This is a genomic window from Thermanaeromonas toyohensis ToBE (assembly GCF_900176005.1).
In the GTDB taxonomy this organism is placed as follows: Bacteria; Bacillota; DSM-521; order Neomoorellales; family Neomoorellaceae; genus Thermanaeromonas; species Thermanaeromonas toyohensis.
In genome coordinates this window covers 1-21,273 of record NZ_LT838272.1, presented here as the reverse complement: position 1 = coordinate 21,273, position 21,273 = coordinate 1, and the positions used below count along the sequence as shown (strand labels likewise).

The window sequence follows — 21,273 nt, the reverse complement described above, 5'->3', positions numbered from 1 at the left end:
ACTTCAACGCCTGCCTACCTAAGGCCGCTTCCAGCCCACGGCGACCCCTCTCTGGAGGAGGCGGGGGCGTCTACTTTGCCCGTTCCTTGCCTTTTAACCTTTTCCTTGCCCATTATAAATCGCGCGGGATCTCCTTGTCAAGAAAGAGGAGGACGGTAACAAAAGCAGCTATCCCCTCGCCCCGTCCCGTAAAGCCTAACCCTTCTGTAGTAGTAGCCTTTAACCCCACCTGTTCCAGCCCAACTTCCAAAACCCGAGCAATATTTTCCCGCATAGCGGGAAGATAAGGAGCAAGACGTGGGCGCTCGGCCACTAATACTGCATCCACATTACCCACCCGGTAACCCAACCGGCTAACTTTATCCCAAACCTCTTTAAGAAGAACAAGGCTCGAAATCCCTAACCACTGGGGATCCTGGGGAGGGAAATACTGACCGATATCCCCCAGAGCCGCTGCCCCGAGTAAAGCATCGACCAAGGCGTGAAGAAGAACATCGGCATCCGAATGCCCATCCAAACCCCGCTCATAAGGCACTTTTATGCCCCCTAGGATGAGTTCACGGCCTTCCACTAAAGGATGTACATCAAAGCCCAAACCTATACGCATAAAGTTCCTCACCTTTCCGGCCAAGGCCCCTACTCTATTTTTATCTTCTCTCGGGCCTCCAAAAGGGCGGTGGCCAGCACTAGATCTACAGGGGTAGTTATTTTAATATTAGCATAATCCCCAGGTACCAGCTTAACTGGATAACCGCACCTTTCTACTAAAGATGCATCATCGGTAGCCCGCCATCCTTCCGCTCTAGCCCGTCGATGGGCTTCTTCCAACCAATCCCGTCGGAACACCTGGGGTGTCTGAGCGGCCCAGAGGCCCTCCCGGTTAACTGTCCTTTCTACTAGCTCAGCTGCCCCGCACCGTTTGATGGTATCCTGCACGGGAACAGCTGCTATAGCCGCCCCCGTCTCCAAGGCTGCTTTCACTACCTTAGCTAAAAGCTCTTCCGTAAGCAAGGGCCGGGCTGCATCGTGGATAGCTACAAATTCAGTCTCCGGGGGTAGGGCTTTTAGTCCCTTGCCTACGGAATCCTGCCTTTCTTTTCCCCCTTCCACCACCCGGATCCCTTTAGCATACTGGGGACCTATTATGGCCCAACACCTGTCCACATCTTCAGGGGTGGTGACTACTATAACAGCCTGTACAAGAGGGGATCTTCCCAAGACCTCCAGGCTATAGCTCAAAAGAGGACGGCCTTTAAGGGGCAAAAAAACCTTATTATACCCCAGACCCAATCGCCGCCCCCGCCCTGCTGCCGCCACCAGGGCGGTTAAGAAAGGCATTGATATTCTCCCCGCTCCAGGGGCTGGTGGTTGTTCTTACGTTCGAGGACCTTAGGCCGGGCAAAGATCATCCTGCCTGCCGAGGTTTGCAAGACACTAGTCACCAGTACAGCTATGGACTGGCCCATGAAGCGTCGCCCGTTCTCCACCACTATCATGGTACCATCGTCTAAGTAACCCACCCCCTGGCCCGCTTCTTTCCCATCCTTTATAACCTGCACGGTCATTTCCTCACCAGGTAGTACTATGGGTTTTACCGCGTTGGCCAGTTCATTAATATTTAGCACCTTCACACCATGGAGCTCAGCTACCTTGTTTAGATTATAATCATTAGTTAAAATAGGAGCCTTAAGCTTCTGGGCCAAACGTACAAGTTTAGTATCCACCTCTGTAATATCCTCAAAATCTTCTTCGTAAATTTTTACATTAACGCCTAGCTCCTTCCGGATCTTATTTAACATATCTAGTCCCCGCCGGCCCCGGTTCCGCTTAAGTATATCTGAAGAATCAGCTATATGGCGAAGTTCTTCTAGTACGAAGCTGGGAACAATGATGGTACCTTCCAGAAAGCCCGTACGGATAATGTCAGCGATACGGCCATCGATTATAACGCTCGTATCTAGAATCTTGGCCCCTGGGCTGGAAGCCCCTCCTTTGGCCTTATCCTTAGAACTTAGCTTAGGGAAAATGGAAAACAAACTCCAGATTTCCTCTCTCCTTTTAGTTCCCAGGCTCCAGCCTAGATAGCCAAATAATATACTCGCCGCCATGGGGATGTAAGGGCCTATCCAAGGCAGGTGTATAAAAGAGGCCCCCAGCAAATTAGCGATGATAAGTCCAAGGATGAGTCCCATGGCGCCGCTTACTATTTCTTGAGCAGAAAGACGCTGAAGCTTATTTTCCAGGCGGCGTACAATTTGCAAGGTAGCCTCGATCAGATACCGGGACAAGATGAAGCCGGCTAGGGCGGCCAGAAGGGTAACAAGGGCTACCAGAGATTGCTTGGCTCCCGGGGGTCCAGTAACCCACCACCTCAAAGCAGTTTGAGCCAGGGCGAACCCCAGGGCCCCCCCCATCAGGGATATTATACCCCGAAGTAACATGTACAGCATTTTATCCTCACCTTCTTTAAGCTAATAAAGTTCTCCTTCCCCTGGATTATTCCTCACCGGCCACCACATTATACCAGCCCCTTCGTCCGGTCTTGATTATAACAGATATTTGCAAGACTGGCAAAGTTCACTAGCAAACTTGCCTACCCGGCCTGGACAAAAGCCAGCTCTAAAGCCTGGGTTACGCTGCGTACAAAGAACACTTCCCCCTGGCTACCCTCCCAAGCCTTGCGGTTCCCTTCAGGAAGGATAAAGTGAGAAAAACCTAGCCGCCGGGCTTCCTCCAGCCTCTTTTCCACCTGAGGGACGGCCCGGACTTCCCCGGCCAGACCCACCTCCCCTAGTACCAAGAGCCGCGCATCCACAGCTATCTCCTTTAAACTTGAGGCTATAGCTAGGCAAACAGCAAGATCAGCCGCTGGCTCATCGATGCTTATTCCCCCAGCTACATTGAGGTAAATATCGCACAGACCCAAGGGGAGCTGGGCCCTCTTTTCCAATACAGCGATCAAGAGGGAAGCTCGGTTATAATCTAACCCTGTGGTCAAGCGCCGGGGATGCCCAAAACTTGTCCGGCTCACCAGGGCCTGTATCTCCAGGAGTAAGGGCCGGGTACCTTCCAGGCAGGCTGTAACCACTGACCCGGCTACCCCCCAGGGGCGCTCGGCCAAAAGTATTTCCGAAGGGTTAGGGACTTCCATGAGGCCCTGGGAGGTCATGGCAAAAACCCCTATCTCATTAGTAGAACCAAACCGATTTTTTACTGCCCTTAGAAGCCGGTACGCCTGCAAGCCCTCCCCATCTAAATACAAAACACAATCCACAAGGTGTTCTAGAACCTTAGGGCCAGCCAGCAACCCATCTTTAGTTATATGTCCTATCAAGATTATAGCAGGGCCTCCCATTTTAGCTGCCCTAAGGAAAGCAGCAGCACTTTCGCGCACCTGGGAGACGCTTCCAGGGGCCACTGGTATTTCCGGGATAAAGACCGTCTGGATGGAATCCACAATCAAAAGCACAGGCTTTAACATTTCTGCCTGTTCCAGGATAGCCGGGACGCTGGTTTCGGAAAGCAAATAAATGGAAGAAGATAGCGTCCCCAGGCGTTCAGCCCGTAGGCGGGTTTGGGCTAAAGACTCCTCCCCGGAAACGTAAAGCACTGGCCCCCACTGGTTAGCTACAGCATAAGCCAGCTGCAGAAGGAGGGTAGATTTCCCTATCCCAGGCGCGCCTCCCACCAGGACCAGGGAACCGGGTACTAAACCCCCGCCTAAGACACGATCCCATTCTTTAAGGCCAGTACAGAGGCGCTCACCCTCTAGTCGCGGGGCCTCCGTCAAAGCCACAGGAGGTGTACCTACCGGTTGGGGACTACCTTTAAGGCCCATACGTGAAGTTATAGGCTGCGTTTCCGGGACCAGCGTATCCCAAGACCCACAGGCCGGGCAACGCCCAAGCCAGCTTGCGCTTTCATAACCACAAACCTGGCAGATAAATTTAACCTTTACCTTGGCCAGTACGGACATCCCCCTTTAGGCGCCCTGTCCAGCCCGCGGCCGACGCCGGTGCCAGCCTAAAAATTCCTTTACCCTGGTAACCGTAAGGTTAAGTATCTGGTCCTCGTTTATTCCTGCACCCCGCACTACCTGCCAGGCCCGCATGAAATTACCCACAGCCGTAAATACATGGGCATCGCTAGATAATACTACAGGAGCCTTATATTTCTTAGCTAACTGGGCCAAGAGTTGGCAACGGGGTAGGCTCCCCGGGCGACTATAGAAAAAGGAATTATTGTTAAATTCTAGGGCCTTACGGTTAGCTGCTGCGGCCTGGGCGATAGCCTCCAGATCCAAGGGAAAATCCGGATTCCCTGGATGGACCAGAACATGTACGTGGGGATTGGCCAAGACAGCCAAAGCTGCACGGGTGTATTCTTCTTGGGAACGGCCATCAAAGCCTGTAGCTACATGAAAGCCAGCGAGCACTATATCGAGCTTTTCTAAAAGGTTTTCCGGTATATCCAAGTGGCCTTCTTCATCGATAATATTAGCCTCTACCCCCCTTAATATCTCTACTTCCCCTATTTTACGGGGTAACGAAATTAAATTGTGGAAATAATATTCATGGGGTCCTCCGGGCATAGCCAGGCCGTGATCGGTGATGGCTATCATTTTTAACCCCTTGGCCTGGGCTGCTTCCGCAAGCTCCTTAACTGTGCTATAAGCGTGGCCGCTGGCTATAGTGTGGGTATGAAGATCGGCCTCGCAATACATCTTTTTCCGCTCCTTTACTTTTAAATGCGATTTTCTATCTACAAGTATAGCGCAAAGACAATACCTTGTCCTTCTGTTTAACAAAAATTTAGCAAAGAGATTTTGCTTTAGAATAAATATTATCCTATGCTCCGGGTAATAATAATAGCGTCAGGGTCCATAAGGGCCGAGCCCAGGAGATGGCCGGGTCCGCAAGGGCTCGGCCATCTCCGGCCAAAGGTCGGTACCGGGTCAAAAAGGCTCGGTACCGGCTGGCGGGAAGATCAAGGATAAGTCCGTCAAGGCTTGCCCCTAGTCCGAAGGATTAGGGGCAGGTCGGCAAGGATGATCCTTGGTCGAGCTAAGACAATTTAAGGTGCCGCAGGCAACCTTTAAAGGCTAGAGGTCGAACAAGATCGAGAGACCTTGTTCGGCTTCTCAGGTACTTTAAATTGTCGAGCTAAGGTTAGCATAGGTTCCGTAAGGGTCTATACCCGCCGAAAGGCTGGTATGGGCTCTGTAGGGATGTGTGTTAGCCGGTGTTAAGGTCCTTATGGGCTCTTTAAAAGGAAGGCCGCAAGATCGCGGCCTTCTTTGCTTTTGTTTTGGCAAGGTAAAAAAACGCCCAGAGAAATCTCTGGGCTAAGCTTAAGGTTTATATAAAAAAGGAGGTCAGAGGACGCTTGTAGTAAAGGGCTAGCGGGCTGTTCATTGATATCATAACTCATTACTGTTAAGTTTCCGTGTTGTTACGTTTAAGATCAGATTAATTTTTTCCGGTCTTAAGACCTGCCGGCCCTTAAGGAACCCTGCAGTAAGGGAAAAAAAGGCCTCTACAACTTGAGGATCAAATTGGCTACCACTACATTCCTCTAGCTCCCGCAGGGCTGCGCTTAAGCCGCGGGCTTCTTGGTAAGGCCGCCGTGAGGTCATGGCGTCAAAGGCATCAGCCAGGGCTATTATCCTAGCTCCTAGGGGTATCTTCGTGCGGGATAGCCCATAATAACCCCTACCATCCCATCTTTCATGGTGGTAAAGGATTATTTCCTTAATAGGCTGCCAAGGAAAGGTATCCGGTAGAAGGTGGCACCCTTCCTCCGGGTGTTTATACATCTTTTCCCACTCCGCAGGGGTAAGCTGACCCTTCTTATGTAATATAGCCCGGGGAATTTTGAGTTTGCCGATATCGTGAAATAGAGCGCCTAAAAAAATCTTCTCCACTTCTTGGTACTCTAATCCAAGCTCCATGGCTACCTGGCGAGCAGTAACGGCTACATGCAGGCAATGGTAGTAAGTGAGGCGCGAATGTCTAAACAAATCCTCAAGCAATGCGCTAACGGCGTAGGCGTCCACTTAAGGACATCCTCTCTTAAATTCTTTTTAATAAAACAAAATAACCTTGCTTCAGAGCAAGGCTCGCCAGGGTCACTTATACCCCTTAAGAGCTGGCAGCCTGGCGATCATAGCCTCCCTTTAGAGGAGCTAACCCCTTAAAGGGAAAAGCCTTAGACCCATGGCTTTGTGCCCCTGCCTTTCGACAGGTTTACCCTGAAGCAGCTCTTATTTCGAGATTTTTTTTGTGGTGGTAAATTTGTTCGACGCCGTTAGCCAAAATCCTCCTTAATCTGGTAGATTCCCACTCTTTCCCACAAAAATATCCAGTTCTAGCTCCCGGGCTAAAAGATACAGATATTTTTTAGCGCAGCGGCGACAGAGGGTCTGCCCCCAAACCTGTATTAAATCCACCTCACAACCGCAAAAAGTGCAAGCCCGCTGGGGGAATCCCTTGCGGATATACCACTGTCCGTCCTCCCGGAGGAGAAACTCTACTTCTTCCCCCGCCCGGATCTCTAGTTGCTGCCTCATTTCAGTGGGTAAAGTAACCCTACCCTTCTCATCCACCACCCGACGGTAAACTATCTCCCGGGACCCTCCTAAAGTCCCCACTACCTTACCTTCTCGTAACTCCTTCACCCCCTTCCTCCCCTTCGGCTATAGGGAGTATAAAGTAAAAGGTACTACCTTGCCCTACTTGACTATGGACTCCTACCGTCCCACCATGGGATTCTACCATATGCTTTACAATAGATAACCCCAAGCCTGTACCCCCAAGTTCCCGGGAACGGGCCTTATCCACCCGGTAAAACCGTTCAAAGACCCGAGGCAAGCTTTCCTTCGGGATCCCTATGCCGGTATCCCGCACCTCCACCCGTATCTTAGATCCTTCCCGCTCTGCAGCTACAGTTACCGAACCACCCCTCGGAGTATATTTGATCCCGTTATCTAAAAGGTTAAGGAGAACCTGTTCTAGAAAGTTTTCCGGGAACTTCAAAAGGGGAAGGTCGGGAGGAAGTTCTACTTTAAGTTCCACTCCTTTGTCCTGTGCCAGGGGCCCTACCACCTCCAGGACCCGGCTTAAGGTTTCCTTTAGAGAGGCTCCCTTAACCACCTTTTCTGGTTTCTGGTGTTCAAGCCGGGAAAGGGTGAGGAGATCCTCTATTAACTGCTGCAAACGCTGGGCCTCACTATTTATGATGGTTAAAAAGCGGCGGCTTATCTTCTCATCCTCCAGGGCCCCTTCTAGCAAGGTCTCTACAAAACCCCGGATAGAAGTCAAGGGGGTTCTAAGCTCGTGGGATACATTGGCCACAAATTCAGTGCGCATCTGTTCCAAACGCCTCAGTTCCGTAATATCCCGGATGGAAAGAACTGCCCCTACTATCCTGCCCTGTTCAGTAGTTATGGGAGCACCGTGGACTTTAAATACCCGGGAAGAGGTTGGAAATAAACGAAGTTCAGCCTCCCGTGTCTCCCCTTTATCCAAAATATCCTTGGCGAGGCTATCCATCTCATGGTTACGGATCACCTCCAGAAGATACTTGCGCACCACCTCGTCCTCTCTTTTCTTAAGCATCTCTTCTGCTGCAGGGTTCACAAACATCACCCGGCCCACCTGGTCCACTGCCACTACGGCATCCGTAAGACTAGCTAATATAGCCTTAATTTTATTCCTTTCACCCGAAATCTCCCGGATGTTGTTACGGAGGCGGTCCACCATATCATTAAGGTGTTTGGCTAAAATCCCCAGCTCATCATCCCTCTCTACCTCGATGCGCTGTTCTAGGTCACCAGCAGCTATCTTGCGGGTTATAGGGAGCATAGCCTCTAGAGGGGATAAAAAGTTGCAGCAAAGCCGGTAAACCCCCACACCTATTACCAGCAAGAAGCCTATAAGGAATACCCACCCCTGGCCAGAAAGGATAAGGGGGATCCCCTGGCCCTGGGGCCCTAGGATAAAACGTATGGCCCAATAGATAAAAAATAAAACAAAAAATATCCAACCAGTAATATTAACAGCCATTTTGCGGGCCAGGCGCTTCAATTTCTCCACCTCATCCCTTATTCTCTACGAGTACCTGGGCTACCTCCACTACCTGAGGATCGAATTGGGTCCCTGCTCCTTGACGGAGGCGTTCCAAGGCTTCCTGGGGTGTCCGGATAGGCTGGTAGGGACGCCGTGAGGTCATGGCGTCAAAGGCATCTGCCACAGCGAGGATACGGGAGGGTAAGGGTATTTCTTCTCCTTTTAAGCCGTAGGGGTATCCCTTCCCATCATACCTTTCGTGATGTAACCCCGCTATCTCGGCTAATTCCCTTAGGCCGGAGACTTGCTTAAGCAAGGCTATGGTACGTGTGGGGTGCCGCCTTACCACCTCAAGCTCATGAGGGTCTAAAGGACCAGGCTTATCCAGGACCGAGCGAGGAACAGCCACTTTCCCGAAATCGTGCAATAAACTAGCTATCTCCAGTTTCTCCCTCTCCTCCTCTTTAAGCCCCAGAGCTTTAGCTAGTTTCAGGGCATAAGCGGCCACCCGGTGGGAATGCCCACCTGTATAAGCGTGCTTGGCATCGATAATATTAGCAAAAAGGGAAATGGTGGCCTTTAAAAAATCACCGGACATACCTTCTACAGGGGGTAAAGCTTGATGGATAGCCTCCATGTGCGCTTCTATATTCGAATCGGTGGCTACCTCTTCCCAAAAGGCAGAACCCATTAACCGGTCAAAGGCTTCCCAGAGCTCCGGCGGGTACACCTTACCAGAAAGGGCCGCCATCGCCGGCCTTATTTTTTCCCAGGCTTTTACCTTGGCCACCCGCAAGCGCAAATCGAATATGTCGCTAATACTTATAAGCAGGGCACCGGGATGGATCTCCCCGTTTTTAAGCCCCCGGGGATAGCCAGACCCATCCCAGTGTTCATGGTGCTGCTCTACCATAGGGGCAAGCAAAGGGCCTAAAACTGGTAGAAGCCGCACCATTTCTGCTCCACGTTGGGGATGCTGGCGGATCTCAGGATCATCTTCCGCTCTTGGTTGTACGGCCTTATGGACAATATGATCGGGTAAACCTATACCTCCCACATCATGGAGGAGGGCTGCATAAAATACAAGGGCTTCTTCCTGGGGTAAAAGATCCTGGGCCAATTTTTGGGCTACCAGGGCCACACGCCAAGCATGGTATAATTTAGTCTCATCTTCCATATCTAAGACCGTACCCAAAGCGGCAATGAGTTCGCAGAAAGGCTTATCTGGGGGGCAGCTCACTGTAACTTTACCTCCAAGTTAGCCCACAATAAAAAATCGCTCTTGACCCCGTTCCCTTAACTGCGAGCAAGAGCGACTCTAAAGTATTTAAGTTTACGCGTTATCTCTGGAATCCCTTTCCTCCGCCACTACCTTATTAAGATCTTCTATTAACTTGTCTACATCGATGCCGTGGGCCCGGGCGCCCTGTTCGATGTTTTCAAATCGAGCAGCCACACAACCTAAACATCCCATCCCGTGCTCCATGAATACGGGAACCGTCTGGGGGTATCTGCTGACCACTTCCGTGATGCTCATATCTTTAGTTATAACAGGCACAAAAATAACCTCCTCCCTTATCCTTTACCGCACTTTTTCCTTAAAAACTCTCCCTGCCCTTTAGAAATCCTTCCCCTAAATAAACCCAGTGAGCTTTACATTATGGCGGGAGTGTGTGGGAATCGAACCCACCGCGCCCGGGGTCTCCCCCGCGCGCCAGCTGGATTTGAAGTCCAGGCAGGCCACCAGGCCCGATCCACCCCCAGGAAAGCTCCACTTTAGAAAGTATTGTAACATAACTTTTGTTTTCTAGGCAAGGAACCCAAGAGCATCTGGCTAGCGTCAACTGCAAACGGGAACTAAGACGGGAAGCCGGGCTGCTATATACATGGCATGGGACCAAAGGAGAGGCCTCGCTATAGGACCCCAGCGTTCTATCCAGTAATAATAATGTTCCTCAGAAGTCAAGTTACTGGGTACTTGTTCCGGCAGCTGGCCTTCCTCATCGGCCTGGGCCTCTATCCAACTTAAAAGTTCCCGTGCTTCCTCTTCTTTTCCCCTAAGCCGGTAATACCAGGCCAACCAGGCAGTAAGCAAAACCCATTCCCCGCCCCCATAAAAGGTATCCCCCCGATACCGCTTAACTCCCCCGCCGCGCAAGTCCTCCTCGATTTTCTGCACAGTAGCAATAAAAACAGGTTCCTCTAGATCCAGTACACCATAGGGTATGGCTAACCATAGGAGGTTGCCATCCACTTCGGGCGAATAAGCCTCCTTTACCAGGTGCCCATCTACCACAAATTCCTTTTTTACCACCTCTGGCAACGCTATAAGAACTTCCTGGGCTTTCTCCTTTAGGTTAAGGGGAAGCCAGTCCAAAACAGCCTTTAAACCTCCATAGATGGCAGCTAGAGTGGAAGGATGAAGGCGATCCCCCCTCTCCTCCCAGCAGTCCAGGCAAGGGATTTTCCATAGGCCACAAAGATAGCGGGTTACTTCTGCGATCACCTTTATATATTCTTCCCTTCCCCTCCCCCCAGCACGTAGATGATGCGCCAGCCCCCAGAGGAAAGTACCATACCCATCTAACTGGAAATTGCCCCAAGGCTCCTGCCCTTCTTCTCCCTTTAAGGTATAGCGGGTGTGAAGGCAAGTGGCATCATCTAATGGATACCCCTCTGTAGCTCTCTTTAAAGCACGTTCTATTTTATAGCTATGCTTTAAAATCGTACGGCTCATAAAAGAATAAAAAGCCCCTGCCGCCTCCCTTTCCCCCACCCAGTCTAAGGCCCAGGCCACAAAAGTACCATCCCGCAACCACACATACCGGTAGGGAGGAAAATAAGGAGCAGCAGGGAAGGCTCCCGTCCAAGCTTGATGCTTTTTAAGGATCTCTATGCTGCGTGTTAATAGTGCTTTCAAATACCCTCCTCCTTGAGGTTACAGCTTGGAGAATTCTTTCCTTCTCCCCTATTACTTTCTAGCCAGCCACAGTGCTTATAAAATATCTATGAAAACGGTCGTCCGCGGTCAATTCTGGGTGAAAAGCCGTGGCCAAAATTTTGTCCTGCCGGGCAGCCACGATTTTACCTTCAAAGGTGGCCAGCGCTTCAGCCGGAGGCCATATTTCTTCTAAATAAGGTGCCCGGATAAACACACCCCGGAAGGGTGGGGGTCCCAAAAGGGGTACATCCAGATAGGCTTCAAAGCTGTCTACTTGGCGTCCGAAGGCGTTACGGCGGACCCGGGCGTTAAGGAGCCCTAGCCGCGGCTGCTGGCTCCCTACAATTTCTTTACAGAGGACCACCAGGCCAGCGCAGGTACCGAAAACAGGAAGGCCCTCCTCCATAAGGTAGCGGATAGGATTAAGGAGCTCAAAATCCACCATTAACCTTCCGATGGTGGTGCTTTCACCCCCAGGGATTATCAAGCCATCTAGGCCATTTAACTGCTCTTTTTTTCGTATTTCTTTACCCTTAACTCCGCAACGCTCTAAGGCCACTATGTGCTCACGAAAGGCCCCTTGTAACGCTAGAACACCTATCAGCATGACTATTCTTCCTCCTAGAACTGCTACAAATTCCCCTTAAACCCAAGTTTCTAACCCCAAAAGATTCCTTACCACCCGCGTTCCTGGAGGCGCTGTTCTGGCCGTAAGGTGGCCACATCGATCCCGGGCATGGGCTCACCTAGATCTTTAGAAACTTCTGCTAGTACATGGGGGTCATTATAATAAGTCGTAGCCGCTACAATAGCGCGGGCCCGCTTCATAGGATCCGAGGACTTAAAAATACCAGAACCTACGAAAATACCGTCCGCCCCGAGCTGCATCATAAGGGCGGCATCAGCCGGGGTGGCTATACCACCAGCGGCGAAGTTCACCACCGGCAACCGGCCCAGCCTCCTCGTCTCCATTACCAGTTCATAGGGTGCCTGGATATTTTTAGCAAAAGTCATAACCTCTTCTTCAGGGAGGTTTTGCAGGCGCCTTATCTCGCTCATAATAAGGCGCATATGCCGGACAGCTTCCACCACATTTCCAGTTCCCGCCTCGCCCTTAGTGCGGATCATAGCCGCCCCTTCCCCGATCCGCCGGAGGGCTTCACCTAGATTCCGGGCTCCGCACACGAAGGGAACTTTAAAGGCATGTTTATTTATGTGGAATTCCTCATCGGCCGGGGTTAATACCTCGCTCTCATCGATATAATCTACACCTAAAGCCTCTAAAATTTGGGCCTCTACAAAGTGGCCAATACGCACCTTGGCCATTACTGGAATGGTCACCGCTTCCATAATCCTTAGGATTACTGTAGGATCGGCCATGCGGGCTACTCCGCCGGAAGCCCGGATGTCGGCGGGGACCCTCTCTAAAGCCATAACAGCGCAAGCCCCAGCTTCTTCCGCAATTTTAGCCTGCTCAGGGGTGGTGACATCCATTATTACGCCACCTTTAAGCATCTCCGCCAGGCCTTTTTTTACGACCCAAGTTCCTTTTTGGACCCCATTCCCCTCCCCATTAGGTTTCTCCAGTAAAGCCATAGGTTTCCCCTCCTTTCAAACCTGGCTCTATGTGATCTTACACCAGGCTTTAAGCTACTGCAAGGCCTTTTTATTAGAAATTAATTTTTAAAGCTAGAATTAAATTTTTCTAAAGGCGAGCCACAGCCATAACCTTATCCTTTTCCTCTAACCGCATAAGGGTAACCCCTCGAGTATAGCGCCCCTGGCGGGGGATATCCTCTACGCTAAGGCGAATAAGCAGGCCTTCAGCAGTAATAAGCATAAGCTCATCTTCTTCCCGGACCACAGCCAAGGCCACCAAGGGGCCCGTCTTCTCGCTCACTTTAAGGGCTAGCAAGCCCTTGCCAGCCCTACCCTGGCCCCGGTATTCTTCTAAAGGGGTACGCTTACCGAAGCCCCTCTCCGACACCAAGACCAAATCAGCAAAAGGCTTTACTTTAACCATACCTACTACCTCATCCTCACCTTCCAGGGCTATCCCGCGCACACCCCGGGTGGCCCGGCCCATGGGCCGTACTTCCTCCTCAGAAAAGCGTATTACCTTGCCTTGCCGGGTGCCTAAAATAATCTCGTCCTTCCCGCGGGTAAGCTCTACGCCGATGAGCTCGTCACCTTCATCCAGGTTCAAGGCAATTATCCCATCGCGCCGGGAAGTATTGTACTCCCTTAAGGGTGTCTTTTTAACGGTGCCCTGGCGGGTAGCCAGGAAAAGGTAAGCTTCTTCCTCAAAACTTTCTACGCTTATAAGGGCTGTTATCCTTTCTCCCTGATTTATATAGATCAAATTAACCAGGGCTGTACCTCGGGCCTGGCGGTTAGCTTCAGGAACATCAAAGGCTTTAAGGCGGTAGACCTTACCCTGGTTAGTAAAGAGGAGGAGGTAGTGGTGAGTAGTGGTTACGGTTAAATGCTCTACAAAATCCTCCTCCCGTGTGGTTAAAGCCTGGATACCGCGGCCACCCCTCCTCTGGCTTCTATAGGTATCCAAGGGAAGGCGTTTAATATAACCCCGGTGGGTAACAGTAATAACCACTTCCTCCCGGGGTATAAAATCTTCAGCCTCTAAAGGCTCCTCTTCATCTACTATCTGGGTACGGCGAGGATCCGCAAATTTTGCCTTAATCTCTAAAAGCTCCTCCCGCACAATGGCTAGCACCTTAGATTCGTCCGCCAAGACCTCTTTAAAGTAACTTATTTTCTCCATAAGTTCTCGGTACTCTTCTTCTAACTTCTCCCGCTCCAAAGCCGTAAGCCTCTGCAGGCGCATATCCAAAATAGCCTGGGCTTGCTTTTCGCTTAAAGAAAATTTATCCATCAAAGCGCGGCGAGCAGCCTCTACATCAGGAGATCTTCTTATGGTTTGGATGACCGCATCCAAAAACTTTAGAGCGATCCTTAACCCCTCTACAATATGGGCTCGGGCCTCGGCTTGGTTTAAAAGGTAGCGGCTACGGCGGGTAACTATCTCCTTCTGATGCTTAAGATAATGTTCTAGCATCTCCTTTAGGTTAAGGATCTGGGGCCGGCCGTCCACCAGGGCTAGCATAATAACTCCGAAATTCTCCTGCATCTGGGTATGCTTATATAACTGGTTTAAGATGACCTTAGGCTGGGCATCCTTTTTAAGTTCAATTACCACCCTTAGTCCCGTGCGGTCGGATTCATCCCGCAGGTCAGTTATCCCTTCTATTTTTTTCTCCCTTACCAGCTCAGCTATAGTCTCTATAAGACGGGCTTTGTTAACCTGGTAGGGTACTTCTGTGATAACAATTTGGCTTTTGCCACCCACCTGCTCTATCTCGGCCCGGGCCCGTATTTTGATGGTGCCCCGGCCAGTACGATAAGCGTTACGTATCCCCTCCCGGCCGATGATTAAGCCGCCGGTGGGGAAATCAGGGCCCTTAACTACGTTCAAAATCTCCTTTAGCCCTGCCCCCGGCTGGTCTATAAGTAAAACTAAGGCATCGATTATCTCCCCTAAATTATGGGGAGGGATATTGGTGGCCATACCTACGGCGATCCCTGCCGAGCCGTTTATTAAAAGATTAGGGATGCGGGCAGGAAGCACCACAGGCTCTTTTAAGGTCCCGTCATAGTTGGGGATGAAATCCACGGTATCTTTCTCAATATCCTGCAGCATGGCCATGGCGAGGCTCGATAGCCTGGCCTCGGTATAGCGCATAGCCGCCGGGGAATCCCCATCTAAGGATCCGAAGTTTCCTTGGCCATCCACCAAAGGATAACGGCTAGCAAAATCCTGGGCCAGCCGCACCATGCTCTCGTACACCGCAGCATCGCCATGGGGATGATAACGGGCCAGGACATCACCCACCACCCGGGCTGACTTTTTATAGGGCTTGTCCGGAGTCATATTAGCCTCATACATGGCATAAAGGATGCGCCGGTGTACGGGCTTTAGACCATCCCTCACATCGGGTAAAGCGCGCCCTACAATTACGCTCATGGCGTAATCGATATAGGAGCGCTTCATTTCTTCCTCGATCCTTACCGGCAAGATGAGGCCGGTGGGTTCCGCTAGCAAAGACTTAAACCCTCCTTTAGCTTTAGAAGCTTAAATATCTAGGTTCCGTACCTCATGGGCATGTTTCTGAATGAATTCACGGCGGGGTTCCACTCTATCCCCCATGAGAATGTCGAAGATCTCGTCCGCTGCCACCGCATCCTCCAGGGTAACTTTAAGGAGGGTACGGGTGGCTGGATTCATAGTAGTCTCCCACAACTGCTCAGGATTCATTTCACCCAAACCTTTGTAACGCTGGACCTCCCAGCGTTCCCCATCCCGGGAGGCTAAAAAATTCTCTAGGGCCTGATCGCTATAAAGATAATGGGTCTCCTTACCCCGGGACACCCTATAGAGGGGAGGCTGGGCTATATAAACGTATCCCTTTTCGATCAAGGGCCGCATATAACGGTAGAAGAAGGTCAAAAGCAAGGTACGGATATGGGAACCATCTACATCGGCATCAGCCATAAGGATGGTTTTATGATAGCGGAGCTTTTCAATATTGAAATCATCACCTATACCTGTGCCCAGGGCAGTTATGATAGCCCTGATTTCTTCATTATTTAAAATCTTATCCATGCGCGCCTTCTCTACATTAAGGATCTTACCCCGTAAGGGTAATATAGCCTGGAAGCGCCGATCCCGGCCCTGCTTGGCCGAACCACCCGCCGAATCCCCTTCTACCAAGAATATTTCTGTCACTGCCGGATCTCTACTCGTGCAGTCGGCTAGCTTGCCAGGAAGGGCTATAATTTCTAAGGCGCTCTTACGTCTAGTCAATTCCCGCGCCTTGCGGGCTGCCTCCCTGGCCCGGGCAGCAGTCAAAGCTTTCTCCAGGATACGCCTAGCTAGCGGAGGATTCTCTTCCAGGTAGGCGCCCAAATATTCACCCACCACAGCCTCCACAATACCCCGCACTTCTGTATTACCCAGCTTCGTCTTGGTCTGGCCTTCAAACTGGGGCTCCTTCACCTTGACACTTACTACAGCAGCCAAACCCTCCCGTACATCTTCACCCGAAAGGCTTAACTCGCCCTCTTTTAAAATATTAAAGCGGCGGCCGTACTCGTTAATTATACGGGTTAAAGCTGCTTTAAATCCTATCTCATGGCTGCCGCCTTCTGTGGTACGGATATTGTTCGCATAGGATAAAATAAGCTCATTATACCCATCGTTATATTGGAGCGCCACCTCCACCTGGACATCCTCCCTGGTGGCGCTAAAGTATATGGGCTGGGGATGGAGTACGTTTTTATTTTTATTTAAATACCGGACAAAATCGACTAGGCCACCTTCATGCTGGTAGACTTGTTTGCGGTCCCGGATTTCATCTTGGAAGATGATCTTTAAGCCACGGTTAAGGAAAGCTAGCTCCTCCAGCCTGCGGCCTATTATCTCTGGATCGAACTCCACTGTCTCAAAGATTAAGGGGTCGGGACGGAAGGTTACTATAGTCCCTGTTCCTTCAGCCTTTCCGGTGGCTTTAAGCTCAGTTACCTTTTGTCCCCGCCGGTAAAGCTGTTCAAATATTTTACCTTCCCTCTTCACCTTAACCTTAAGTTCAGCAGAAAGGGCGTTAACTACGGAAAGCCCTACACCGTGGAGGCCACCGGAAACCTTATACCCGTTGCCCCCAAACTTTCCCCCCGCGTGGAGCATGGTAAGGGCTACCTCTACCCCTGGCAACCCTGTCTTCTCATGAATATCCACAGGAATACCCCGGCCGTTATCCTCTACGGTTACTCGGCCATCGCGGTGAAGGATAACCCGGATCTCATCGCAGAACCCCGCCAGGGCCTCATCTACGCTATTATCCACTAGCTCAAACACAAGCTGGTGCAAGCCCCGTACGCCGGTGTTCCCGATGTACATTCCGGGCCTACGCCTTACAGCCTCTAGTCCCTCTAATACCTCTATTTGGCTTGCGTCGTAAAGGTTTTTGTTTTCCCTTTCCTCCATCTCCTGCCTCCTAAATTAAAACCTCCTAAATTGAACTTTTCCAGGGCAAATATATCATAAGTAATTTTCAGCCGCAATGTACCTATGGGTGAAGCTTTCCGCCCTGCGGGCTAAGGTTAAGGAGGATATGGGAGAGTAAAATACTTTATTATCCTTGGTAACTATACAAGATTTTACCCCTTGAGGGGCTTTAGCTTTACTGCTTAAGAATTCCTTGTTGGCTGGGGAGCGCAGGGCCTTTTCATAATCTAAAATGGCCACTATCTCCCGTAAAGGTATAACTATCTCCCCACCTATATGAAGGTACATTAAAAGCCACCTTCCTTAAAAGTCTTATAGTTAAAACTTTAAAGCTATCTAAAAGGAAAGGCGAGGATTTTACCTTTATTTACTATTTCTTGGGGTAGGGAAGCCAGTTCAGTTGTGGTTATAAAGCTTTGCCCTTCTTCACTTAACAACTTAAGGAGCAGTTCCTGCCTTTTTTTATCCAGCTCCGAAAAAACATCGTCTAACAAAAGGCAGGGTCTTATTCCTAATACTTCGCTGAAATAAACCACTTCTGCCAGTTTAAGGACCAAAACCAGAGAGCGCTGCTCGCCCTGGGAAGCGGAGTGACGGGCAGGACGACCGTTTAGGTAAAATACAAAGTCATCCCGCTGGGGTCCCCAAAGGGTAGCCCCAGCAGCCACTTCCTTCTCTAGAGAGGAAGTTAGCTTACTTAAGCAATCTTCTCCTAAAGGCAGGCTGGGGGAGTAAATTAACCTCACATTTTGTTTAGGAGCCAGATGAGCATAAAAATAAGAAGCCAGAGTGTTAAGTCGTTCTAGAAAACTCCTTCGGCGTTCCATTATGGGTAAGGCTAAGGTGATAAGCTGGACATTCCAAGGATCTACATCTCCTACGGGAACTTTACCGGCGGCTACCTGCTTAAGAATAGCATTCCGTTGAAGAAGAACCCGGTGGTAAGCCCAAAGATGCTGGGCATAAGCACGGTCTATCTGACAAAGCTCGCGATCCAAAAACTTACGACGTAGGGCTGGCGGGCCCTTGACTAAATAGAGATCATCAGGCCCAAAGGTGACGGTCAAGAATAACCCCAAAAGATCTAGCAGCCGCTGGCGGTTCCCATTAATCATTAATTCTTTCTGTCCTGGCCGATATAGTATATCCACTTGTAATTTCTGGCTTCCCCGCCATACTGTACCCTGGATCCTAAACTCCTCACAACCCCAACTCCTAAGCTCCCGGTCAGGATGATAGCGGAAAGAGCGGGCCAAAGAGAGATATCCTATAGCTTCCAAAAGATTGGTTTTTCCAGTGCCGTTCGGTCCCACCAGGATGTTGAGGCCAGGGGCAAAGGAAACTTGAGCTTCCCGGAAATTACGGAAATCCTTAAGTACAAGTTCAGATAAAAAGACCGCCTGCATTTTTATTTTTACCCAACTCTAATCGGTAAAATCAAGCAAAAATAATCCTCATAGCCTAGACCCTGTACAACAATGGGTTTTAAAGGCTCGTTAAATTTTAAAATAACCTTATCTTCATCGATCACCTTTAAGGCGCTTAGTAGATACTTGCCATTTAAGGCTACTTCCAAGCCGGGGCCGGAAACTTCCGCTACCAGTTCCTCCTCTAGCTGGCCAACTTCAGGGGCCTGGGTGGAAAGTTTTAAATCTTCCCTTACCTGGAGACGAATAATAGGAGAACGTAAACGGCTATCGTCACGAGCTAAAACTAAGGCCCGCTCCACCGCTAGGGTAAGTTCTTGCGCTTCTACTATAACTTCCGTAGCGAAGGTAGAGGGTAACACCTGGCGATAGGGAGGAAACTGGCCATTAAGCAGCCGGCCATAGAAGTTTAGATTTTCGGCCGCTGCGAAGACCTGACTGGGACCCAAGGTAAAAGTAACTTCTTCTTCACCTTCACTACCCAGGAGCCGGGCCAGCTCAGCCAGGGTCCGGTGGGGGATTATGGGAGCAGCCTCACCTTTACCTTCCAGCACGACCACCTTCCCGCGCTGCAGGGCCAGACGGTGGGTATCTGTAGCCACCATGGTAAACTCGCCTGAAGCCGGGTCTATCTCCCATAAAATGCCATGATAAATGCTCCGGAGATCTTCGCTTCCCGTAGCTATACCTACCCTTTTTATGGCTTCTTTAAAAGTTTCTATAGGTAAACGGAAGGAAATACTTCCTTCTTTTTCTGGAAGGGCTGGAAATTGCCCTGGGTCCAGACTATAAAGCTCTACCCGCGATTGCTGATAAGAAAGGGTCACCACTCCACCAGCTACACCGTCAATGTGTACAGTTACGGGAGGAAGATGCCGTACTATATCCGTAAGCAGCCGCGCAGGTATTAAAAGTTCTCCCTCTTCTTCTACTTCGGCCTCTACATTGAAAAGAATCCCTATCTCTAAATCTGTAGCGTGGAAGGATAAACGTCCAGCTTGTGCTTTAATAAGTATTCCGCTTAGAGCAGGTAGGGGGCTGTTTTGAGTTATAGCCCGATGAACTTTTTGTACAGCGCTAAGAAGTAAAGGTTGGGGACAAGTTACCCGCACAGGGTTTTAGACCTCCTCTATGTTTTTCTTCTCCTCATTATTAGTGATATTGTTTCTAGTAGTGATCGTAATATAAACTTGTGGAGATGTGGATGATAGCTCCTAAAGGCTTGTTAAGAATAGAGAGAGGGCTGTGAGTAATGGTGTTTATTTATCCTTGCTTTATTTGCTGTATCAGGTGCTCTATAGTCTGTTGTAACTCAGGATCTTCTTGGAGATCCTGGCTAATTTTTTCCCAGGCATGAAGAACTGTAGTATGGTCCCGGCCACCGAAGGCTTCACCGATCTTGGGTAAAGAGGTATCTGTAAGTTCCCGGGCCAGGTACATGGCTATCTGGCGGGGATAAGCTAGGTCCCGCGTTCTCCTTTTCGATTTAAAATCTTCCACTTTGAGATTAAAGTAGGCAGCGACTTTTTCTTGGATAAGATGGACGGTTATAGGTTTAGGTTTAGCTAGGTTCAGGGCTTCCTTAAGGATCTTTTCCACAGTTTCCAAAGTGAGTTCCTGTTCCGTGAAGGCAGCATAAGCGGCTACCCGGATGAAGGCCCCCTCTAGTTCCCGGATGTTAGAATCTACTTTTTGGGCGATAAAAAGCATAATCTCGTCGGGAAGGTATAGATTTTCTAAGGAAGCTTTTTTTCTTAAAATAGCCACCCTGGTTTCTAGATCGGGAGGTTGGATATCGGTGATTAATCCCCATTCAAAGCGGGAGCGGAGTCTTTCCTCTAGGGTAGGGATCTCTTTAGGTGGCCGGTCGCTGGATATTATGATCTGTTTGCTAGCCTCGTACAGGGCGTTAAAGGTATGGAAAAACTCTTCTTGGGTTCGCTCTTTACCAGCTAAAAACTGTATATCGTCGATGAGCAGAACATCAATATTACGGTATTTATTACGGAAGGCCACCGTATCATTATCGTGGATGGCATTAATAAGTTCGTTCGTGAACTTTTCCGAAGAAACGTACATGACCCGGTAATGGGGCATATGCTGGCGTACATAATGGCCGATGGCCTGCATGAGGTGGGTTTTCCCTAGCCCTACCCCTCCATAGATAAATAAGGGGTTATAAGCTTTAGCTGGGGCTTGGGCCACGGCTAGGCAGGCTGCGTGGGCGAAGCGGTTACTATTCCCTACTACAAAGGTGTCAAAGGTGTATTTAGGATTAAGATAGCAAAGTTCTTCGTTATCGGGTACCGCCGTCGCCCCTAAGAAAAAGGAGGTTTCCTCTTCTCCAGGGGGCAGGGCTATAAGCTGCACGTTGACGTAGCGCTGGAATATTCTTTCCAGGGTGGCCTGGAGTAAAGGAGAAAAACGGCTCTGGATGTAATCCCGGGCGAATTCATTGGGCACGCCCAAGATAAATGTGTGTTGCTTTAAAGCTAAAGGGCGCGCCTGGCGGAACCATACTTCTATGGTTCGAGGCGGAAGCTGCTGTTCTAGCAGCTGAAGAGCTTGTTGCCACGCGGCATGTAAGTTCATGGGTGGCAAAGGTGAAAACCTCCTTGCCTGTGGATAGGGGGCAAAATTATCTTAACAAAGATGTGGATAAGTGGCAACGGGCCTTTTTCTTGACAGGAGGAAAAATGCTGGGATATAATGTAACTATGCTAGCGCTTACTGCCCTTTTTGGGGTAGGATCCTTTA

At 50.0% G+C, this 21,273-nt stretch carries 19 protein-coding genes, 1 tRNA gene, 1 riboswitch and 1 other annotated feature (1 of these 22 only partly in view); all 20 genes read right to left on the bottom strand.

The features are described 5' to 3' along the window. Positions 1 to 96: a binding site (T-box leader), on the bottom strand (it extends 162 nt beyond the left edge of the window). 16 nt (positions 97 to 112) lie between these two features. The 20 genes from ispF to dnaA all read right to left on the bottom strand — a co-directional run bounded on the left by ispF (position 113) and on the right by dnaA (position 21,108). Continuing rightward, positions 113 to 607 carry a 2-C-methyl-D-erythritol 2,4-cyclodiphosphate synthase gene (gene ispF / locus B9A14_RS00095; protein ID WP_084662940.1) on the bottom strand — a complete coding sequence of 165 codons (495 nt, stop codon included), beginning with the start codon at positions 605 to 607 and terminating at the stop codon, positions 113 to 115. A gap of 29 nt (positions 608 to 636) precedes the next feature. Further along, positions 637 to 1,338: a 2-C-methyl-D-erythritol 4-phosphate cytidylyltransferase gene (gene ispD / locus B9A14_RS00090; RefSeq protein ID WP_084662939.1), complete on the bottom strand. Its 702-nt coding sequence runs from the start codon at positions 1,336 to 1,338 to the stop codon at positions 637 to 639. Next, complete coding sequence (locus B9A14_RS00085) at positions 1,326 to 2,450, bottom strand: PIN/TRAM domain-containing protein (RefSeq protein WP_084662938.1); 1,125 nt, start codon at positions 2,448 to 2,450, stop codon at positions 1,326 to 1,328. The genes ispD and B9A14_RS00085 overlap by 13 nt, the downstream gene beginning before the upstream one ends. Positions 2,451 to 2,593: 143 nt before the next feature. Next, the gene (gene radA, locus B9A14_RS00080) at positions 2,594 to 3,967 is read right to left on the bottom strand and encodes a DNA repair protein RadA (protein WP_084666966.1); all 1,374 of its coding nucleotides are present in this window, start codon (positions 3,965 to 3,967) and stop codon (positions 2,594 to 2,596) included. A gap of 15 nt (positions 3,968 to 3,982) precedes the next feature. After that, entirely contained in the window at positions 3,983 to 4,723 is a 741-nt protein-coding gene (locus B9A14_RS00075) for a phosphatase (protein ID WP_084662937.1), read from the bottom strand. Between the two features lie 696 nt (positions 4,724 to 5,419). Then, positions 5,420 to 6,055 carry an HD-GYP domain-containing protein gene (locus tag B9A14_RS00070; protein ID WP_084662936.1) on the bottom strand — a complete coding sequence of 212 codons (636 nt, stop codon included), beginning with the start codon at positions 6,053 to 6,055 and terminating at the stop codon, positions 5,420 to 5,422. 91 nt (positions 6,056 to 6,146) lie between these two features. Further along, a riboswitch (cyclic di-GMP riboswitch) is annotated at positions 6,147 to 6,260 on the bottom strand. 62 nt (positions 6,261 to 6,322) lie between these two features. After that, positions 6,323 to 6,676, bottom strand: coding sequence for an AbrB/MazE/SpoVT family DNA-binding domain-containing protein (locus B9A14_RS00065; RefSeq protein WP_084662935.1), 354 nt, complete (start codon positions 6,674 to 6,676; stop codon positions 6,323 to 6,325). Continuing rightward, entirely contained in the window at positions 6,654 to 8,063 is a 1,410-nt protein-coding gene (pnpS, locus tag B9A14_RS00060) for a two-component system histidine kinase PnpS (protein WP_157110002.1), read from the bottom strand. Before pnpS ends, B9A14_RS00065 begins: the two co-directional genes overlap by 23 nt. 31 nt (positions 8,064 to 8,094) lie before the next feature. Next, positions 8,095 to 9,306, bottom strand: a complete 1,212-nt coding sequence (locus tag B9A14_RS00055; protein WP_084662933.1) for an HD-GYP domain-containing protein — start codon at positions 9,304 to 9,306, stop codon at positions 8,095 to 8,097. A 93-nt stretch (positions 9,307 to 9,399) separates the two neighbouring features. After that, on the bottom strand, positions 9,400 to 9,603 hold the full coding sequence (locus B9A14_RS00050) for a DUF1858 domain-containing protein (protein WP_084666965.1): 204 nt from the start codon (positions 9,601 to 9,603) through the stop codon (positions 9,400 to 9,402). 124 nt (positions 9,604 to 9,727) lie between these two features. Beyond that, a tRNA-Sec gene (locus B9A14_RS16850) sits at positions 9,728 to 9,828 on the bottom strand. A gap of 78 nt (positions 9,829 to 9,906) precedes the next feature. Next, positions 9,907 to 10,986, bottom strand: coding sequence for a glycoside hydrolase family 15 protein (locus B9A14_RS00045; protein WP_084662932.1), 1,080 nt, complete (start codon positions 10,984 to 10,986; stop codon positions 9,907 to 9,909). Between the two features lie 58 nt (positions 10,987 to 11,044). Beyond that, positions 11,045 to 11,614: a pyridoxal 5'-phosphate synthase glutaminase subunit PdxT gene (gene pdxT, locus B9A14_RS00040; RefSeq protein WP_084662931.1), complete on the bottom strand. Its 570-nt coding sequence runs from the start codon at positions 11,612 to 11,614 to the stop codon at positions 11,045 to 11,047. A gap of 68 nt (positions 11,615 to 11,682) precedes the next feature. Next, positions 11,683 to 12,603 (bottom strand): pyridoxal 5'-phosphate synthase lyase subunit PdxS, encoded by a 921-nt coding sequence (gene pdxS / locus B9A14_RS00035; protein WP_084662930.1) that lies wholly within the window; start codon positions 12,601 to 12,603, stop codon positions 11,683 to 11,685. Between the two features lie 109 nt (positions 12,604 to 12,712). After that, on the bottom strand, positions 12,713 to 15,127 hold the full coding sequence (gyrA, locus tag B9A14_RS00030) for a DNA gyrase subunit A (RefSeq protein ID WP_269456748.1): 2,415 nt from the start codon (positions 15,125 to 15,127) through the stop codon (positions 12,713 to 12,715). A gap of 30 nt (positions 15,128 to 15,157) precedes the next feature. Continuing rightward, positions 15,158 to 17,068 carry a DNA topoisomerase (ATP-hydrolyzing) subunit B gene (gene gyrB / locus B9A14_RS00025; RefSeq protein WP_084662929.1) on the bottom strand — a complete coding sequence of 637 codons (1,911 nt, stop codon included), beginning with the start codon at positions 17,066 to 17,068 and terminating at the stop codon, positions 15,158 to 15,160. A 54-nt stretch (positions 17,069 to 17,122) separates the two neighbouring features. Next, the gene (gene remB, locus B9A14_RS00020; protein WP_084662928.1) at positions 17,123 to 17,377 is read right to left on the bottom strand and encodes an extracellular matrix regulator RemB; all 255 of its coding nucleotides are present in this window, start codon (positions 17,375 to 17,377) and stop codon (positions 17,123 to 17,125) included. A gap of 44 nt (positions 17,378 to 17,421) precedes the next feature. Continuing rightward, positions 17,422 to 18,495, bottom strand: a complete 1,074-nt coding sequence (gene recF, locus B9A14_RS00015) for a DNA replication/repair protein RecF (RefSeq protein WP_084662927.1) — start codon at positions 18,493 to 18,495, stop codon at positions 17,422 to 17,424. Positions 18,496 to 18,503: 8 nt separating this feature from the next. After that, positions 18,504 to 19,628, bottom strand: a complete 1,125-nt coding sequence (gene dnaN / locus B9A14_RS00010) for a DNA polymerase III subunit beta (RefSeq protein WP_084662926.1) — start codon at positions 19,626 to 19,628, stop codon at positions 18,504 to 18,506. A 151-nt stretch (positions 19,629 to 19,779) separates the two neighbouring features. Continuing rightward, positions 19,780 to 21,108, bottom strand: a complete 1,329-nt coding sequence (dnaA, locus tag B9A14_RS00005; RefSeq protein ID WP_084666963.1) for a chromosomal replication initiator protein DnaA — start codon at positions 21,106 to 21,108, stop codon at positions 19,780 to 19,782. Positions 21,109 to 21,273 lie beyond the last annotated feature (165 nt).

What these genes read in the sequence shown, in the direction of transcription:
- pdxS (WP_084662930.1), bottom strand. Translation starts at nt 12,603, where the DNA reads ATGGCTTTACTGGAGAAACCTAATGGGGAGGGGAATGGGGTCCAAAAA.
- recF (WP_084662927.1), bottom strand. Translation starts at nt 18,495, where the DNA reads ATGCAGGCGGTCTTTTTATCTGAACTTGTACTTAAGGATTTCCGTAAT.
- dnaA (WP_084666963.1), bottom strand. Translation starts at nt 21,108, where the DNA reads ATGAACTTACATGCCGCGTGGCAACAAGCTCTTCAGCTGCTAGAACAG.
- B9A14_RS00075 (WP_084662937.1), bottom strand. Translation starts at nt 4,723, where the DNA reads ATGTATTGCGAGGCCGATCTTCATACCCACACTATAGCCAGCGGCCAC.
- remB (WP_084662928.1), bottom strand. Translation starts at nt 17,377, where the DNA reads ATGTACCTTCATATAGGTGGGGAGATAGTTATACCTTTACGGGAGATA.
- gyrB (WP_084662929.1), bottom strand. Translation starts at nt 17,068, where the DNA reads ATGGAGGAAAGGGAAAACAAAAACCTTTACGACGCAAGCCAAATAGAG.
- ispD (WP_084662939.1), bottom strand. Translation starts at nt 1,338, where the DNA reads ATGCCTTTCTTAACCGCCCTGGTGGCGGCAGCAGGGCGGGGGCGGCGA.
- B9A14_RS00085 (WP_084662938.1), bottom strand. Translation starts at nt 2,450, where the DNA reads ATGCTGTACATGTTACTTCGGGGTATAATATCCCTGATGGGGGGGGCC.
- B9A14_RS00050 (WP_084666965.1), bottom strand. Translation starts at nt 9,603, where the DNA reads ATGAGCATCACGGAAGTGGTCAGCAGATACCCCCAGACGGTTCCCGTA.
- pnpS (WP_157110002.1), bottom strand. Translation starts at nt 8,063, where the DNA reads ATGGCTGTTAATATTACTGGTTGGATATTTTTTGTTTTATTTTTTATC.
- ispF (WP_084662940.1), bottom strand. Translation starts at nt 607, where the DNA reads ATGCGTATAGGTTTGGGCTTTGATGTACATCCTTTAGTGGAAGGCCGT.
- pdxT (WP_084662931.1), bottom strand. Translation starts at nt 11,614, where the DNA reads ATGCTGATAGGTGTTCTAGCGTTACAAGGGGCCTTTCGTGAGCACATA.